Origin of the sequence: Halobellus ordinarius (assembly GCF_031823395.1) — an archaeon.
Classification (GTDB): Archaea; Halobacteriota; Halobacteria; order Halobacteriales; family Haloferacaceae; genus Haloquadratum; species Haloquadratum ordinarius.
Map to the genome: position 1 here is coordinate 442,752 of NZ_JAVQKJ010000003.1, position 14,968 is coordinate 457,719.

17 protein-coding genes and 1 pseudogene are annotated in these 14,968 nt (G+C 69.7%); 4 read left to right on the forward strand and 14 right to left on the reverse strand.

Annotated features, from left to right (window positions below; all coding sequences use genetic code 11):
• Positions 1–7: 7 nt before the first annotated feature.
• Positions 8–1,993 (forward strand): DUF2070 family protein, encoded by a 1,986-nt coding sequence (locus RJT48_RS05620; protein WP_311171261.1) that lies wholly within the window; start codon positions 8–10, stop codon positions 1,991–1,993.
• 180 nt (positions 1,994–2,173) lie between these two features.
• On the opposite strand, the gene RJT48_RS05625 is transcribed toward RJT48_RS05620, so the two are convergent.
• From RJT48_RS05625 to RJT48_RS05685, 13 genes and pseudogenes are all read right to left on the reverse strand, one after another.
• The gene (locus tag RJT48_RS05625; RefSeq protein ID WP_311171262.1) at positions 2,174–2,437 is read right to left on the reverse strand and encodes a DUF3194 domain-containing protein; all 264 of its coding nucleotides are present in this window, start codon (positions 2,435–2,437) and stop codon (positions 2,174–2,176) included.
• Between the two features lie 4 nt (positions 2,438–2,441).
• Entirely contained in the window at positions 2,442–2,843 is a 402-nt protein-coding gene (locus RJT48_RS05630; RefSeq protein ID WP_311171263.1) for a prefoldin subunit beta, read from the reverse strand.
• Between the two features lie 237 nt (positions 2,844–3,080).
• Positions 3,081–3,353: pseudogene (locus RJT48_RS05635) on the reverse strand (KEOPS complex subunit Pcc1); the annotation flags it as partial.
• Positions 3,354–3,370: 17 nt separating this feature from the next.
• Complete coding sequence (locus RJT48_RS05640) at positions 3,371–3,505, reverse strand: DNA-directed RNA polymerase subunit P (RefSeq protein WP_089764242.1); 135 nt, start codon at positions 3,503–3,505, stop codon at positions 3,371–3,373.
• Between the two features lie 15 nt (positions 3,506–3,520).
• Complete coding sequence (locus RJT48_RS05645; RefSeq protein WP_311171265.1) at positions 3,521–3,793, reverse strand: eL43 family ribosomal protein; 273 nt, start codon at positions 3,791–3,793, stop codon at positions 3,521–3,523.
• 188 nt (positions 3,794–3,981) lie between these two features.
• Positions 3,982–5,313: a cobyrinic acid a,c-diamide synthase CobB gene (locus tag RJT48_RS05650; RefSeq protein ID WP_311171266.1), complete on the reverse strand. Its 1,332-nt coding sequence runs from the start codon at positions 5,311–5,313 to the stop codon at positions 3,982–3,984.
• 26 nt (positions 5,314–5,339) lie between these two features.
• A complete protein-coding gene (locus RJT48_RS05655) occupies positions 5,340–6,260 on the reverse strand; it encodes an adenosylcobinamide amidohydrolase (protein ID WP_425604700.1) in 921 nt (306 codons plus the stop codon).
• A gap of 25 nt (positions 6,261–6,285) precedes the next feature.
• Positions 6,286–7,293, reverse strand: a complete 1,008-nt coding sequence (locus RJT48_RS05660; RefSeq protein ID WP_311171267.1) for a threonine-phosphate decarboxylase — start codon at positions 7,291–7,293, stop codon at positions 6,286–6,288.
• Positions 7,283–8,344, reverse strand: a complete 1,062-nt coding sequence (locus tag RJT48_RS05665; protein WP_311171268.1) for a nicotinate-nucleotide--dimethylbenzimidazole phosphoribosyltransferase — start codon at positions 8,342–8,344, stop codon at positions 7,283–7,285. The genes RJT48_RS05660 and RJT48_RS05665 overlap by 11 nt, the downstream gene beginning before the upstream one ends.
• Positions 8,335–9,000 (reverse strand): NTP transferase domain-containing protein, encoded by a 666-nt coding sequence (locus RJT48_RS05670; RefSeq protein ID WP_425604702.1) that lies wholly within the window; start codon positions 8,998–9,000, stop codon positions 8,335–8,337. Before RJT48_RS05670 ends, RJT48_RS05665 begins: the two co-directional genes overlap by 10 nt.
• Positions 9,000–9,764, reverse strand: coding sequence for an adenosylcobinamide-GDP ribazoletransferase (gene cobS, locus RJT48_RS05675; protein ID WP_311171270.1), 765 nt, complete (start codon positions 9,762–9,764; stop codon positions 9,000–9,002). The genes RJT48_RS05670 and cobS overlap by 1 nt, the downstream gene beginning before the upstream one ends.
• Positions 9,755–10,762 carry a CobD/CbiB family cobalamin biosynthesis protein gene (locus tag RJT48_RS05680; protein ID WP_311171271.1) on the reverse strand — a complete coding sequence of 336 codons (1,008 nt, stop codon included), beginning with the start codon at positions 10,760–10,762 and terminating at the stop codon, positions 9,755–9,757. The genes cobS and RJT48_RS05680 overlap by 10 nt, the downstream gene beginning before the upstream one ends.
• Before the next feature lie 55 nt (positions 10,763–10,817).
• Positions 10,818–11,453, reverse strand: coding sequence for an HAD family hydrolase (locus RJT48_RS05685; RefSeq protein ID WP_311171272.1), 636 nt, complete (start codon positions 11,451–11,453; stop codon positions 10,818–10,820).
• Between the two features lie 154 nt (positions 11,454–11,607).
• On the opposite strand from RJT48_RS05685, the gene RJT48_RS05690 reads away from it, so the two are divergent.
• From RJT48_RS05690 to ftsZ, 3 genes are all read left to right on the forward strand, one after another.
• Entirely contained in the window at positions 11,608–12,207 is a 600-nt protein-coding gene (locus tag RJT48_RS05690; RefSeq protein WP_311171273.1) for a double zinc ribbon domain-containing protein, read from the forward strand.
• A gap of 211 nt (positions 12,208–12,418) precedes the next feature.
• Positions 12,419–12,598, forward strand: coding sequence for a ribbon-helix-helix domain-containing protein (locus RJT48_RS05695; RefSeq protein WP_311171274.1), 180 nt, complete (start codon positions 12,419–12,421; stop codon positions 12,596–12,598).
• A 4-nt stretch (positions 12,599–12,602) separates the two neighbouring features.
• A complete protein-coding gene (gene ftsZ / locus RJT48_RS05700; RefSeq protein WP_311171275.1) occupies positions 12,603–13,805 on the forward strand; it encodes a cell division protein FtsZ in 1,203 nt (400 codons plus the stop codon).
• Positions 13,806–13,981: 176 nt separating this feature from the next.
• On the opposite strand, the gene ncsA is transcribed toward ftsZ, so the two are convergent.
• Positions 13,982–14,947, reverse strand: a complete 966-nt coding sequence (gene ncsA / locus RJT48_RS05705) for a tRNA 2-thiolation protein NcsA (RefSeq protein ID WP_311171276.1) — start codon at positions 14,945–14,947, stop codon at positions 13,982–13,984.
• Positions 14,948–14,968 lie beyond the last annotated feature (21 nt).

The window sequence follows — 14,968 nt, forward strand, 5'->3', positions numbered from 1 at the left end:
CCTCACGATGACTTCGACACAAAGCGACCTCGCGGACCTCTCGCGGTTCATTTTCCGCGCGCCCAGCTGGTACACCAGTCTCGCCTTCGCGCTCCTGCTTGCGGCCGTCGCGGGCGTCGCCGCCTTCGACTCCGGCGCGTACGCTCGCACGTGGCGCGGCCTGTTCTTCCTCGGCCGCGACGCGTGGGAGGGGATCTTCTTCATCGGCATCCCGACGGTCGTCGCCGCCTTCGGCACGACCGGAGTCGACCGGCTCGTCGGCGGCAAACTCACGCACAACCGATCGTCGCTTCTGGCCCTGATCTCGGAGATCATCCTGGTGGCGATCGTCACGGCCGCTGGGATCGTGACGGTGTTCACCGGCCTCGGCCAGCGGTTCGTCTTCGACGCGCTGATCGTCGGTCTCGCCTCGGTGTTCGCCTTCCGGCTGCTCGTCGTGATGGCGGTCTCCGGGTCGTCGGTGCTGGTCGCGTCAGTGCCGGCGAGCCTCCAGACGGCCGCCGCGGCCGTCCTGCTTTTCGTCTACGGCGGGGTTCTCCGACTGCTGTCTGTGGGCGGCCCCCTCGTCGACGTCTACCTGACGGAGTACCTGGCGCGCTCGCAGAGCGCGCCGGCCGAGCTGTCGGCGATTTCCATCGAGCATTTCCTCCTCCTCGGTGTCACTTGCGTCCTCTATGCGCTCGCGGTCTACGCCTTCATCGTCGGCGTCGACCGGCCGTGGCGGCGGAGTCTCGGCGTCTCGCTCCTGGATTTCCTCCGCGGGTTCGTCGGCCACGTCGCGGAGGGCTCCCGTGAACTCGAGGAGTTCTTCCAGCAGCTCGGCGAGGAGGCCATCGTGCCCGTGTCGGTCCTGTCGTTCCGGACGATCGACGGCGGTGCGGACGACGGTCCCAGGAGTGACGGCGGGAGCGTCGACCCCGGATCCGACCGCGACGAGCCTGGAGCCGATCCCGACGAGAAAGCCCGCTTCGTCCTGCCGATGATCCACCCCGGGCCGATGGGCGAGATCGGCGGCGGCAACTTCCCCGAGCGCGTCGCCCGCGACTGCCCGGGGCTCGTCTTCCCCCCGCACGCCACCGCGGGCCACGACTTCAACCTCGTGACCGAGCGGGAGGTCGACACGATCCTCGATGCGGCGCGGACGGCCGCAGACCGGATCACCTACGGCAGGGCGGCGACGCGGAGCGTCCGGACGCACTCCGGCGAGGCGTCGATTCTCGGGCAGGCGTTCGGCGACGACGCCCTCCTGGTGTCGACGTACGCGCCGGGGTTCGCCGACGACATCGAGTACGGCGTCGGGCTCTCGGCGGCGGCGGAGGCCCGCACGAGCGGCCTCGACGACGTCGTGCTCGTCGACGCCCACAACTCCAACGACGGGCTCGACGGCCCGGACCTGGGCCACGTCACGCCCGGGTCGGCGCGCGCGTTCGATCTGATCGGCGCGGCCGGCATCGCCGGAGAACGGCTCGCGGCGTCCGACTCGGGTCCGCTCGAACTCGGCGTCGCGTGGGACGAAACACCGTGGACGCCGACCGACGGTATCGGCCCCCTCGGCGTCCGCGTCGCTGTCACGGCAGTCGACGGCCGCGAGACGGCGTACGTCCTCGTCGACGGGAACAATATGGAGCCGGGGCTCCGTGGCGAACTCGTCGAGGCGATGGCCGACGACGGCCCCGTCGACGCCGCGGAGGTGATGACGACAGACACCCACATCGTCAACAGCGTCGAGGCCGACAACCAAGTCGGCGCGGCGATCGACCGGGACGACCTCCGGACGCTCGTCTGCGGACTGGTCGACGACGCCCGGGCGGATCTCGAACCCGTCGAGGCCGGCGTGGCGGTCGAACGCGCGACGGTTACCGTCTTCGGCAACGATCGGACAGAGAGCCTCGCCAGCCACGCGAACGCGGTGGTCGCGATGGGCGGGGCGTTCGCCCTCTCGGTCATCCTCGCTGCGGTCGCCGTGAGCGTCCTCATCTTCCTCTTCGCGTGAGCGGACTCGCCCGTCGGCGTCGCGTACGCCCACTCGTTCGCCTCGCAGTAGTGAACCAAACACGCCAGGGGATACCTGCGGCTCGATGGTGTTCTGTCACAGGAGTCCACCGGAAGGCCAAACGGCACTCCCTCGGAGTCCTGGTGACCCCGGCCACGCGGACGCGTCGTCCGTCGGCCGTTAGTCGGAACCGTCCGCGCCGGCCGCGAACAGTTCGTCGACGGCGTCGGCGGCCGCCCGCGCGGCCTCGTCGGCGACGGCGTCGGCATCCGGAGCATCGTCCCCCTCGTCGGGGGCGTTGACGTACACGTCGACGTCGAGCACGTCGTCTTCGAACGTGACGGTCACGTCGAAGTCGGTCAGCTCCGATTGCTTGTAATTAGCGAGGATCACGCCCTCCGCGGCCTCGGCGGCCGTCTGGACGACCTCCTCGTCAGTCGGCATCGATCTATGCGCCGCCGGCGCCGCCGGGACCCATCGGACCGCCGCCGGGGCCGCCGGCACCGCCGCCCTGGAGCATCTGCTGGAGTTCCTGCTGGAGGTCCTCGAACTGCTCTTCGACGCGTTCCTCCTGCTTTCCGAGCTGCTCGACGCGGACCTCGAGGCTGTCGACCTTCTCTTCGAGTTCATCGTGGGCGTCGTCGTACTCGGTCTCGACGAGGAGTTCCCCGATCTCGCGGTACATCGTGGTTTCCTCGTCGATGTCCCCGAGCGCTTCGAGCGCGGTCTTCGACTCGTTGAGCGTCGACTCGGCCTGCTCCTTCTGGGCGGCGACCTTCTGGGCGGTCTCCTGAAGATCCTGCAGTTCCTCGAGTTTCTCCTGTGCTTCCGGCGGTAAATTACCCTGCATACTCACGGCGAGGGGACGCGGAGTGAAAAAGGCCCGTATTCTCCCGCCGCGGGGTGATTACTGTCGTTCGGGCGTGTCGGGACCGGAGTCGCCCGTTCCGGCGGGATCGTCCGACGGTGGATCGGTGTCCGGGGGATCGTTCGTCGGAGGGTCATCCGTCGGCGACTCGTCGTCCCGGGAATCGTTCGTCGGAGGTTCGGCCGTCGCGTCGGTATGGACGCTACTCGAAACGGACTTTTCTCCGAGGCCGACGACTTCTTCGGCGACCGCGACCAGCCGCAACCACGTATTCAGCCCGGCGCGAAGCGCGACGAGGTCCGCGGCAGCGACGTCGACACGGACGACGCGACCGTCACGGACGATGTCGGCACCGGAGCGGGCGTCGTCGATCTCGTCGACCTCGACCGCGATGCTCTCGGCGACTGCGCGTGCGCGTCGCTCTGTGTCGTACTCGAAGTCGACCGCCGCAGTGTGTTCGACCCCGGAATCCGCGGGTTCGGGGGTCGCCATCGGCGTCGAAAAGAAAGTTACTCGACCGGGACTTCTTTGACGTCCGGCGCGCGCTCCTTCAGCAGGACGCGGTGGCCGCAGTACGGACAGCGCACGCCGCCGTACTCGTCCAGTTCGACGTCGCGCTTACACCGGGAACACTTGTAGCTCATCGTTAGCGGTCTCGGTTATTGCTCTTCGCTCTCGCCGAGCGCGGCGCGGATGGAGCGGCGGACCTGCGTGCCGCCCGGGGTCTGCGGGCGGTAGGTGCCGCCGGTGAAGACCTCGCCGGTCTCGTCGTTCTTCCAGATGCCGGGTTCCAGACGGGTGACGCTGTCGTCGTCGACCGTCGCATCCCGCATCTCCGCTTCGATCTCTTTGACGCGTCTGCGGGCCACACGCCCGTAGCGCGCGCCGAAGCGCCCGGCACTGCCGGTCGAGCGCGCTTTGTTGTCGGCCATAGTACCGCGACGTAGCCGTGGCGGCGGGATAAACCCTGCGAGATGCACTCGGCTGGTAGGGGACTTCCGACCCCAGTCAGACAATTCTCTGCAGGACGCTGATATCAGGCGATTCTCTGCAGGACGCTGATATCAGACAATTCTCTGCAGGACGCTGATGTCAGACGGTCTTCAGCAGGATGCCGGTGTCAGACGGTTTCCAGCAGGTAGTCGAACGCGCCGGAGCCGACGTGAAAGTGCGCGTAGGTCCCGAGCGTCCGGTACTCGCAGACGCCGTCGTTGACGCCGTCGAGTCCGGCCCCACGAACCATCTCGAAGGCGTAGTTTGCGTCCGGCGCGGCCGTCGCCGAGGAGTGGTGGAACTCGTGTCCGCGACGCGTCTCCCCGGCGGGCGCGACCAAGCAATCCTCGCGAGCCCGGATCCCGACGTGGTCCAGCCCCACCGGTCGCTCCCGCATCCGCGCCTCGATCGGGAGAATCCCGGCCATCCCGTGGGTGTCGCCGTCCGTCGTGGTCAGCGATTCCCCCAGGGCGAGCATCCCGCCGCACTCGCCGAACACGGGGAGGCCGTCCGCCGCGCGCGTCGCGAGTTCGAGCAGCGTCCCCGACGCCGAGAGCCGGGCGGCGTGGTCCTCCGGATACCCTCCCGGTAGGTAGACCACGTCGCACTCGGGGACGGGATCCCCGGCGACGGGCGAGAACGGCGTAACAGCGGCGCGGGAAGCGAGCCGCTGGCGCGTGCTCGGATAGACGAACCGGAAGGCCGCGTCGGCCGCGACGGCGACCGTGAGGCCGGTCTCGTCGTCCGCCCGAAGCGACGGCGCGGTGTCGAGACTGGGTGCGTGAACGAGATCCAGCAACGTCCCCGTCTGGATGCCCCGCGCCGCGGCGTCGACCAGATCGTCCGAGAGCGGCGGGTCGTCGTCGAACCGGGGATCGATGTACTGGTCTGGAACCGCAAGGCCGTCCAGCGGGGGCGTCCGCCCCACGTACCGGAGCCCCTCGACCGCGTCGCGGATCCCCCGTTCGTGTCGACCGCCGCGCGCCCGGGCAGCGAGGAGGCCGACGACGTCGATGTCGTGGCCCGCGCGCTCGGCGTACTGCTGGAATCCGAGCGCCGTGGCGGCGACGCTCTCGATTCCTGTCGTCGCGTCCACCACGAGCACTACCGGCAGGTCCAGGGCGTCGGCGACGGCAGCGGTGCTCACGTCGCCGTCGTAGAGCCCCATCGTCCCCTCGACGACACAGACGTCGCCGTCCTCGGCGCCGCGGGCGTAGCTCCGCTGGGCGCCCGCCTCCCCCGACAGCCACGGATCGAGCGTCCGCGATGGGCGGCCCAGGACGGCGGCGTGGTGACTCGGATCGATAAAATCCGGCCCGGCTTTCGCCGCGACCGGCGTCCGACCGGCGCGTTCGAGCGCGCGGCAGACCGCGAGCGTCGCGACCGTCTTGCCCACCCCCGAGGCCGTCCCGGCGAGGACGACGCCAGGGAGGTCCGAGGGCACCGCATCGGTCGTCATCGGAGACATATCGGCAGCGCTATCGGTTAAGTCGTTTCGTCCGCGTCGCCGACGGTGCCCGCTGTCTCGCCGACAGCGGACTCCACCTCGCCGTCGGCGACCCGTTCCACTCGTGCGCGCTCGTCGGTCACGACGCCGTACGCGGCCGCCTCGACGGACGACGGCGGCGACTCCTCGACGTACCGCGAGTCCAGTGCCGCGAGCAGCGCGTCGCGGACGCAGGCTCGGGTAGCTGCACCCACTGCGGTCGCACTCCCCGAGAACCCGGCCTGCTCGCCCGCGGGATCAGAACCGACCAGGACAGCATCCGAGGTCGTCCCGGGGAAGCCGGTCCGCGCAAGCAGCGTCGCCGCCTTCGCCTCCGCAGCCACGGCGACCAGGTTCGCGAGCGCCCCCGGTGCCATCGAGCGGGTCGTCCCGACGACGACGTTGACGGTCCCCGGGCGCGGCCGGTCTGTGTCACCGGCAGCACCCTCACCTCGGTATTCCCCCGTTCCCTCGCCGTCGGTGGCGGAGTTCCGGATGCCGTCCGAGGACGACGCTCGGGCCGCGTCCGGAATCGGGAGCGCCGCGGGGTTGTTCAGTCCCGCGGTGACGACCGCTTCGGCGGGACCGAGTCGCGCACGGTGGGCGTGCCGCATCGAAACGCCGGTCAGGAGCGCCGGAGCGGCGTCGACCGGGACGTCGGGAGGGGGTTCGGTCGATCCGTCGAGCCCGTCGAACCCGGCCTCCCGCCGACGGCGTCGGACGTAGTCGGACACGTCGACGTCGTCCCAGCCGTCGGGGACCGACACGAGGTAGGCGGCGTCCGCACGCGATTCGCCGCCGTCGTGACCCGTCGAGAGCCAGCGGGTGCCAGGTCGAGCGAGGCGGCAGACCTCCGAGCGAACGGTCGACTCGAAGATCGGGTCACCGTCAGGTCCATCCGCGTCGGTGGAGTCGGTCATCGGTCCACCAGCGTGTCGAGCCACATCATCTGTCTACCAAAGCATCGAGCAACAGATCGTTCTCGTGCGGGCGGCGCACGGCCACGCGCACGTGCGAATCCAATCCTGAAAAGGTCCGGGCGTCACGGATCGCGACGCCGCCCTCGCGTGCGCGGTCGATCACGGTATCCACCGACTCGTCCCCGACGTCGAGCAACAGGAAGGGCGCGTCCGAGGGATCGACGTCGTAGGCGGCCGACAGCGCCTCGCGCATCCGGGCGCGCTCGCGGTCGACTCGGTCCCGCGTTCGCTCGACGAAAGACTCCTGGCGGAGACAGTGCTCGCCGACAGCAGCGGCGGGCGTCGAGAGCGCCCACGGGGGACTGGCCGCCCGAAGGCGCTCGCCGAGGTCGCCGACCGCGACGGCGAAGCCCGCGCGGATCCCCGGCAGGCCGAACATCTTGGTCAGCGAGCGGGCGACGATGGCGCCCGGTTCGCCGGCGAGACTCGGCGCAGTAGTGAAATCGAGGAATGCCTCGTCGGCGATCAGCGGGGTGTTCGCCGCGCAACAGTCGTCCAGGAACCCCCGGAGCGTGTCGGGGTCGACGAGGTCGCCGGTCGGGTTGTTCGGCGTGCAGACGACGACCGCGGCGTACTCCTCCGGATCCGCCGCGAGGAGGTCCTCGTGGGCGACGCCGACGGGGTCGCCGCCCTGCAGTCGGATCTCACGGGCGTACTCGCCGAAGCTCGGCTCCGGAACCAGCACGCGATCGCCGGGCGCGACGGTGACGCCGAAGGCCAGCCGCAGCGCCGCGAGGCCGCCGGACGTCGGGACCACGTCGCCGGGATCGCAGTCGACGTAATCAGCCGCTGCCGCGCGGTACGCCGCAAAGTCGTCGGCGTAGCGCGTCGCATCTGCCAGCGCCGCCTCGTAGACGTCGGCGACGCCCGCCGGCCGGACTGGATTCGTGTTCGCGCTGAAGTCCACGAGGTCCGCGTCGCCGCTGCCGCCGTGGGGCACGCGGTCGACGGCGGCGACGCGGTCAGGGTCCACGGTCGGGTTCCTCCCGTTCCGGTCGATCGCCGTCGACTCGATCCGGCCCCTCTCCCTCCGGCCGGTCGCCGTCGACTCGGTCTAAGACCGTCCGCGCCGCGTCGGTCACGTCGCCCAGTCGACCCGCCTCGTCGGCGAGGCGGAGTGCGCCGCCCATCGCCGCGCCCTCCTTCGCGACGCCGTCGGCGTAGGCCGAGAGCGGTCCCGCGGCGGGCGCGTCGAAGCCCGGATCGGAGACCACGAGATCGAGATTCAGCGCCGCCGCGGCGTCCGCGAGTTCCGGAACGTCCGCGGCCAGGTACGACGTCGTCGCGAGGGTCGCGCGGTCAGGGACGCCCGCGTGGCGGACGAGCGCGGCGACCGCGAGCAACTGGGTCCCGCCGCCGAAGACCACCGCCGTGCCGGATTCGAGCGCCCCGGCGGCGAGCCCTGCCGCAGTGGCCAGCACCGGATCGCCGACAAATCTGACAGCCAGTTCGGGCGTGTGGCCGCCCCGGCCAGGTTCGATGTCGGAGGCGTCGAACGCCGCCGCGACGACGCGCTCTTTCAGGTCCACCGGGTTCTCCGGCAGCGAAGAGGACGTCGACGGGACGACGTCTTCGCCGAGCGCGCGCAGCACCGCCATCGCCGTGGTAGTTCCGCCAGGGATCGTCTCGCCGATGACGATCCGGTCGTCCGGGAGCGCTCGACCGAACCGCCGGGCGGCGGTGAACGCTCCGGGCGCCGTCCGGACAGGATCTGCCTCGCGGATGTCGCGGCCGGGCCGCGCGCCCACTGACACTGTCGGCGCGCCCGTCGGGCGGGCGAGGCCGCCGTCGACGACGGTCACCTCGAATCCCAGTAGTTCCCGGACAGCGCGCGTCACGACCGCGGGCGTCGGACATCCTGACGGACTCACTGGCGTGACGGGCGCGCGGACGGTGTCGCCGTACGTGATGATCTCGGCGTCGGCGCTCGGGGTGTGGACGAGCAGGTCGCGCGAGGCACCGGCGGCGCTGATGCCGTCGACCTCGGCCGTACGGGTCGTCCCCGCGACGAGGATCACCCGCATAGGGCCTCCGCGAGCGCTCTGTCGGCGGGCCGGTTCACGTTGACCGCGAGGCGCGCGTCGTACGTCAACGCCACGGTGTCGTCGTCGGCCGCGACGACGTTCAGCCCCGTCGGGGCGACTTCCCGGCCGTCGTGCTCGAAGGCGGTGTCGACAGAGGCGCCGAGACGGCGTTTCAGCGCGGCCGGGACGCAGACGGTGAGTGAGGTTGGGTGCCCCTTCGTTGGTTCCGTCGCGGACGGCCCGCCCCCTGAACTCCTTTCGTGCGCCCGCGCTATGGCGTCGTCGACGTGTTCCGGTGCGAGCAGCGGGAGATCCGCGGGAACGGTGAGCGCCGGACGGCCGACCGCGTCGAGGGCGGTACCGAGGTCCGAGACGTAGCCGTCGCCCGGCGTCTCGACGACCGAGAGCGACAGATCGCGAGCGCGCTCGGCGGTCTGCGGCGCCTGCGGCGAGACGACCGCGTGGACGGTTCCGGACTCGCCGACCCGGCTCCCTCGTAGCGCCTCGACGACCCGCGAGAGCATCGACTGGCCCGCCACTTCGACGAGTGGTTTCTCGTCGTCAGTCGGGTGCCCCCCCTCGCCGTCACTGGCGCCCTCGCCAGATCGATCGCCGTCGACTCCCTCGCGGAGCCGCGTCCCGCGCCCGCCGCACATCACGAGAGCGTCCACACGATCACCCCCGCGTGGATCCCCGCGACCCGACCGAGTTCGTTCGCCGCGCCGAGAACGTCGCCGGAGATCCCGCCGAGCGCGCCCGCGGCCCAGCGGCCGACGAGCCACGCGACTGCGACGGGCGCGAGGAGTGCGGCGGCGATGGCCGGCGCGCCGACCGTCGTGAGAGAGGCCAGCGCGAAGAGCGGGAGGACGGCGACGGTGACCGGCAACAGGGCGGTCGGCGTCGCTGCCTCGGTCAGCGCGCTCCCGAGTCCCTCGTGGGCGGCCTCTCCGCCGCAGACGAGGGTCGCGACGCCCGCTTTTGCACCAACCTCGATCGATAGCGCGAGGGCGAACGCGACGCGGGGTCGGGTGCCAGCCAGCCCCAGTGCACCGAGGCCGAGCGTCACGAAGGCGAGCGAGACCGCGAGCGCGCCGCCGACACCCGTCGCCGCGTCTTTGAGCACTTCCCGGCGGCGAGCGACGTCGACGCCGCCGTGGACCGCCGCAGCGTCGCCGAGATCCGCCAGGCCGTCGGCGTGGGTGACGCCCGTGAGGAGAACGAGCGTCACGAGGTACAGCGCGGCCGCGCTGGGCACGGGAATCGGGAGCAAGAGCGGGAGCGCGGCGAGGGTGCCGACGACGTAGCCCGCCAAGACGATCGAGACCGGCGTGCGCCGGAACGCTTCCCAGGACCGTTCGTCGCCGCCGACCGGCAGCCGGGTGAGGAAGCCGAGCGCGCCGCGGAGCGCGGTCAGAACCACGCGAGCACCCCCGCGGCGCCGACCGCGATGATCCCCGCGCGCCGCGTCATCCGAACTGCACGCGCCGCCGTCGCGACGTCCGGAAGCGGGGCCGAGTCCCGCGGATCGAGGTCGTACACGCCTGGTTTGTGCAGTCGCGCGGGCAACAGCGCGGCCATCGTCGCCATCGGCCACCCGGAGTTGGGCGACGCGGGGCGACGAGCGAGCCCGCGAACTCGACGCCGGAGGACGAGCGTCGGTGCCCCGGCAGCGACAGCTATGAGCAGTGCCGTGAGCCGCGCCGGGAGCCAGATCACGGCGTCGTCGAGTCGCGCGGACGCCCAGCCGACCGGCTTCGAGCGATACCCCAGCATCGAATCGAGCGTGTTGACGCCTTTCACCCAGGCTGCCGCCGCTGCGGCGAGTGGGAGGGAGACGCCGGGACCGACGAGCGTGGCGGCCGCCACGGCGCCGAGCGCGAACGCGAAAAGCGGGGCGACGAACCCGTCGGCGAGGTTCTCCGCGAGGCTCTCGACGGCTGCCGAGCGGACGTGCGCGGGGTTCAGGTCATCAGAATCGCGACCAGCGAGCGCGCGGAGGTCGACGCGGGCGGCCGCGAGGTCCGCGTCACTCTCGCTGATCACCGTCCGCGCTTCGGCGAGGAGCAATCGCAGGCTGGTCGTCGAAAAGAGCACACCGGCGGCGACGACCGCCCCGAGCCAGTGGTTTATCCACGCGCCGACCGCGACGAAACCAGCCGCGATGGCGGCGAAAGAAAGCGGGAGGACGAAGGCGACAAGAAGCCCGACGAGTCGCGGGCGTGACCACACGGGATCGCCACCGGGTCTGTCGCCGTCGCTCTCCATTCCGTCGTTTCTCTCGCCACCCCCGTCGCCGCGGTCGACACGCGCAACGAGACGGCCGAGCAGCGCGACCGGATGGACTCGCGTCGGCGGTTCTCCCAAGACAGCGTCGAAGCCGGCCGCGAGGGCGATGGCGACTGTCGCCGTCACCGGCATCCGGACTCGCCCCCGTCGGTGCCCGGCCTTCTGTCGCTGGCCGTCTCACCGACTGTCATTCCTCCGGCACTCCTTCCCTTCTGAGTTGTGTTGCCAGCGCTTCGAGGTTCCGCTCGCTCACGTCCAGGAAGGTCCCGTCGAGGGACGTGATCCCACCGTCGGTCGCGGGGTCGTCGCCGACGTGACACAGCGCTTCGGGCGCCACGCCGAGTTCGTCGGCGGCCGTCCTGAAGATGTTCGGGTGGGGTTTGCGCCAGCCGCAGCCGCTGCTCGTCACGATGGCGTCGAAGGCGTCCCGATCGAGCGTCGACCGGATCAGAGTGCGGCCGACGAGCTCCGGGACCGCACAGTTCGAGAGGAGCCCGACTGGCCCCGCCTCCGCCGCGGCCGCGATGGCGTCGACCGCGCCCGCTCGTGTGTCGACGGCAGGATCGAACGCGGCGACCACAGCGTTCCGGACAGCGCTATCAGGCGTGTCGACGCCCCGGGACCTGAGCGCGGCGGCGACGTGCACTGGGAGCAGCACCTCGGCACCGTCGGGCGCGTCGATGTGCTGCTCGGTGTACGCTGCCTGCCAGTCACTGGGCACCTCGACCCCGCGGTCGCGGAGCGCGGACGCTACTGCGGCCGCGGGGTCCTCCGGCCGGTCGACGTCGACGAGGGTACCGAAGAGATCGAACGTTACTGCCACGACGATTGAATCGGCGAAAGCCGACTTGAATTTGCCGGAGTCGACGGGGGGCAACCAAGCGAAACAGACGGGGTCGCGGCTGTCCGACAGCGCGGATGACAACTGTCAGACACGAGGGGAAGATTGATATGGTAGGTTGCATATGGTACGGTCGATGAGCAAGATCACGTTCCGCGCCGACGATGATCTCGTTGAGCGACTGGAGTCGCTCGACGCCTCGAAAAGCGAGGCGATGCGCGAGGCCCTTCGGGAGTACCTCGACGGCGCGGACCGTGATGGCGACCCCGGCCCGTCCGACCAGTCGGCCCTCGGCGGGACCGACACCATCGACGAGGTCATACGGGAGCGCGTCGACGAACTCGTCGGCGAGCGCCTTGATGAACTCGTCAGCGAGCGCCTCGACGAACCCGTCGCCAGGCGGCGCCCGCCGGAAACCCGGGATCTCAACGTCAACGTCACCGTCGATGGCGTAAACGCGGCTGAAACCGACGAAAACGCCGCCGTCGAGGAGTCGACGGCGCAGGAGCCTGAGCGTAAGACGCCGCCAGAAGCGGAACCGTCTGCGGGCGGATCAAAGACGTGCGACAAGTGTGGTGAGACGGTTTCCGCCGACCACGTATACTGTCCGAACTGCGGGGAGAAAGCGTCACACCGCGTGTTCTGTGAATGCGGGGACGAGCTCCGGTCCGACTGGGCGTTCTGCCCCAGCTGTGGGCGCCGGACCTCCGCTGCCGACGTCCTGGAACGGACGTAAACAGGGTTGAAACTCCCGTATGCGCCGGTCGCGGGGTTTTGTCTTACAACTGTCGTTAGCTTTATAAGCCATCGGTCTGTGGTATCTGCTGCGTAAGACGGTCGTCTTACAGATCCGACGGAAGCGGGGGAAAGGTCCGCTGTCTTCCGTTTTCGGAGGTGTAGGACGTTCGCACGGGACGTGCGCGCCGTCTTACCGGGGGAATGCAACAATGGAGCGTGTGACACTACGAATTCCGAAGCAGCAGATCGAGGAGGTCGAACAGATGGTCGAGACGGGGGAGTTCCCGAACCGATCGGAAGCGATCCGCTCGGCCGTCCGTGAAATGCTCAACGAACAACAGACCGAGGGACGCGACTCGGCGGCGAAACGAACGTGGGCCAAGGTGTAAGACGATGCAAGATATTGTCAGAGAGGCCATGCAGCGCGACGAGGAGGAGCGTGACACCGCCGCCGAGGCCGGGAACGACGACGAGTTCGGGAGCCCCCGAATCGTCATCGTCGGCGCCGGCGGCGCCGGCAACAACACCGTCAACCGCCTGTACAACATCGGCGTCGACGGCGCCGACACGGTCGCGATCAACACCGACAAACAGCACCTCAAGATGGTCGAGGCGGACACGAAGATCCTCGTCGGCAAGTCCCTGACGCAGGGGCTCGGCGCCGGCGGCGACCCCTCGATGGGCGAGCGGGCGACCGAGATGGCCCAGGGGACGATCAAGGAGGTCCTCGACGGGGCCGACCTCGTGTTCGTCACCGCCGGGATGGGCGGCGGCACCGGCACCGGTGCTGCGCCGGTCGTCTCGAAGATCGCCAAAGAGCAGGGTGCGATCGTCGTCGGGATGGTGTCGACGCCGTTCAACGTCGAGCGCGCCCGGACAGTCAAAGCCGAGGAGGGGCTCGAGAAGCTCCGCAACGAGGCCGACTCGATCATCGTCCTCGACAACAACCGGCTGCTCGACTACGTCCCGAACCTCCCGATCGGCAAGGCCTTCTCGGTGATGGATCAGATCATCGCCGAGACGGTCAAGGGGATCTCCGAGACCATCACCCAGCCCTCGCTCATCAATCTGGACTACGCCGACATGTCCACGATTATGGACCAGGGCGGCGTCGCGGTGATGCTCGTCGGCGAGACCCAGGACAAAAACAAGACCCAGGAGGTCGTCAACGACGCGATGAACCACCCGCTCTTGGACGTGGACTACCGGGGCGCATCCGGGGGTCTCGTCCACATCACGGGCGGACCGGACCTGACGCTGAAGGAGGCCGAGGGCATCGCGAACAACATCACGGAACGGCTCGAAGCTCGCGCCAACGTCATCTGGGGCGCCCGCATCCAGGACGAGTACAAGGGGAAAGTCCGTGTGATGGCGATCATGACCGGCGTCCAGTCGGCGCAGGTGCTCGGGCCGTCGACGCAGAAGCAGGCGGACAAATCCCGACAGAGCCTCGAGGCTTCGGAGTTCGACGGCGGCAAGGAGGTCGAAGTGCCGGGTAACGGCTCCGGCGGCTCGACCGCATCGGGTCGCTCCTGGCAGTCCGACGGCGGGGAACAGAAGCGCGAAAAACAGCACGGACTCGACGTCATCCGCTAACGATCCGAGACGCCCCGAACGGACACCGCAATCCGGCCCGTTGTCTCCAGTCGGTCACTCCGTTCGTGCTGTCGCAACGCGGATTCTTCGGCACCGCTCGTCGTGAGTGACGTCTCCGTCGCCGCCAGCGTCGGGTAAATCGTCGCGAGCGTCCCCGACGTTGCTGCCGGAACCGCTCAGGTCGCCGCGAGCGATTCGAGCAGTCGACACTTCCGACAGACGTCCCCGGTCGTCTGTGAGCCGCAGCGGTCGCACGCTTCCATCTCCGGCGTCGACTCGCCGCGGTACCGATCGGCCGCCATCGACGCCAGTTCCTCGTAGCCGGAGACGATCGAGTGTCTCGTTCCGGGGTGGTTCTCCTCCAGTTTCAAGAGCAGTTCCTGGATCTCGCCGCGGAACGCCTCCGAGGCGTGCGGACACTCGGTGATGTGCGCCGGCAACTCCCGCAGCTGTGCGTACAGCGCGACTTCCTTTTCCGGCACGTCGCGGAGCGGCTTCGCCCGCGGGACGAAGCCCGCGTCGTCGGTGCGCTCGTCGAACGGCCCGAGGCTCGCATCGAAGTGTTTGGCCATCTGCTTGACGTCGCCCTCCAAGACGTTCATCAGCGCCGTCTGGGCCTCGTCGTCGAGGTTGTGGCCGGTCAGGAGGATGTCGGCGTCGAACTCCGCGGCGTAGGTCTCCAAGAGGTCGCGGCGGAACACTCCACAGTATGCGCAGGGCGCCATCCCCTCGGGGTCGTCCTCGACGACGTCGTCCATCCGGACGCCGAACTCCTCCTCGTAGGAGACGAGTTCGTGGCGGAGGTCCAGCTCCGCTGCGAGTTCGACGCAGGCGTCGACGCTCTCGTCGCGGTAGCCCTCGATCCCCTCGTGGATCGTCAGGGCGAGGAGTTCGATCCGGGGGTCGCGGCCGAACGTCTCGTCGAGAATCTGTGCGAGCACGACGCTGTCTTTGCCGCCGGAGAGGCCGAGCACCCACTGTTCGGGGTCGTCGGGCGAGGCGTCCTGCGGCACGAGTCCGTCCCGCCGGATCCGCCGGCGCACTCGCTTTTCCACCGACGCGCGGAAGTGCTCCTCACAGAGGTGTGCACCCGAGTAGCCGGCGTGCATTACGGCGTCGCGGCCGCATTTGTCGCACTCCATCGATTCGGCGTTGGCGACGCG

What these genes read in the sequence shown, in the direction of transcription:
- RJT48_RS05620 (WP_311171261.1), top strand. Translation starts at nt 8, where the DNA reads ATGACTTCGACACAAAGCGACCTCGCGGACCTCTCGCGGTTCATTTTC.
- RJT48_RS05625 (WP_311171262.1), bottom strand. Translation starts at nt 2,437, where the DNA reads ATGCCGACTGACGAGGAGGTCGTCCAGACGGCCGCCGAGGCCGCGGAG.
- RJT48_RS05630 (WP_311171263.1), bottom strand. Translation starts at nt 2,843, where the DNA reads ATGCAGGGTAATTTACCGCCGGAAGCACAGGAGAAACTCGAGGAACTG.
- RJT48_RS05640 (WP_089764242.1), bottom strand. Translation starts at nt 3,505, where the DNA reads ATGAGCTACAAGTGTTCCCGGTGTAAGCGCGACGTCGAACTGGACGAG.
- RJT48_RS05645 (WP_311171265.1), bottom strand. Translation starts at nt 3,793, where the DNA reads ATGGCCGACAACAAAGCGCGCTCGACCGGCAGTGCCGGGCGCTTCGGC.
- RJT48_RS05650 (WP_311171266.1), bottom strand. Translation starts at nt 5,313, where the DNA reads ATGACGACCGATGCGGTGCCCTCGGACCTCCCTGGCGTCGTCCTCGCC.
- RJT48_RS05655 (WP_425604700.1), bottom strand. Translation starts at nt 6,260, where the DNA reads ATGACCGACTCCACCGACGCGGATGGACCTGACGGTGACCCGATCTTC.
- RJT48_RS05665 (WP_311171268.1), bottom strand. Translation starts at nt 8,344, where the DNA reads ATGCGGGTGATCCTCGTCGCGGGGACGACCCGTACGGCCGAGGTCGAC.
- RJT48_RS05670 (WP_425604702.1), bottom strand. Translation starts at nt 9,000, where the DNA reads ATGTGCGGCGGGCGCGGGACGCGGCTCCGCGAGGGAGTCGACGGCGAT.
- RJT48_RS05680 (WP_311171271.1), bottom strand. Translation starts at nt 10,762, where the DNA reads ATGCCGGTGACGGCGACAGTCGCCATCGCCCTCGCGGCCGGCTTCGAC.
- RJT48_RS05690 (WP_311171273.1), top strand. Translation starts at nt 11,608, where the DNA reads ATGAGCAAGATCACGTTCCGCGCCGACGATGATCTCGTTGAGCGACTG.
- RJT48_RS05695 (WP_311171274.1), top strand. Translation starts at nt 12,419, where the DNA reads ATGGAGCGTGTGACACTACGAATTCCGAAGCAGCAGATCGAGGAGGTC.
- ftsZ (WP_311171275.1), top strand. Translation starts at nt 12,603, where the DNA reads ATGCAAGATATTGTCAGAGAGGCCATGCAGCGCGACGAGGAGGAGCGT.
- ncsA (WP_311171276.1), bottom strand. Translation starts at nt 14,947, where the DNA reads ATGGAGTGCGACAAATGCGGCCGCGACGCCGTAATGCACGCCGGCTAC.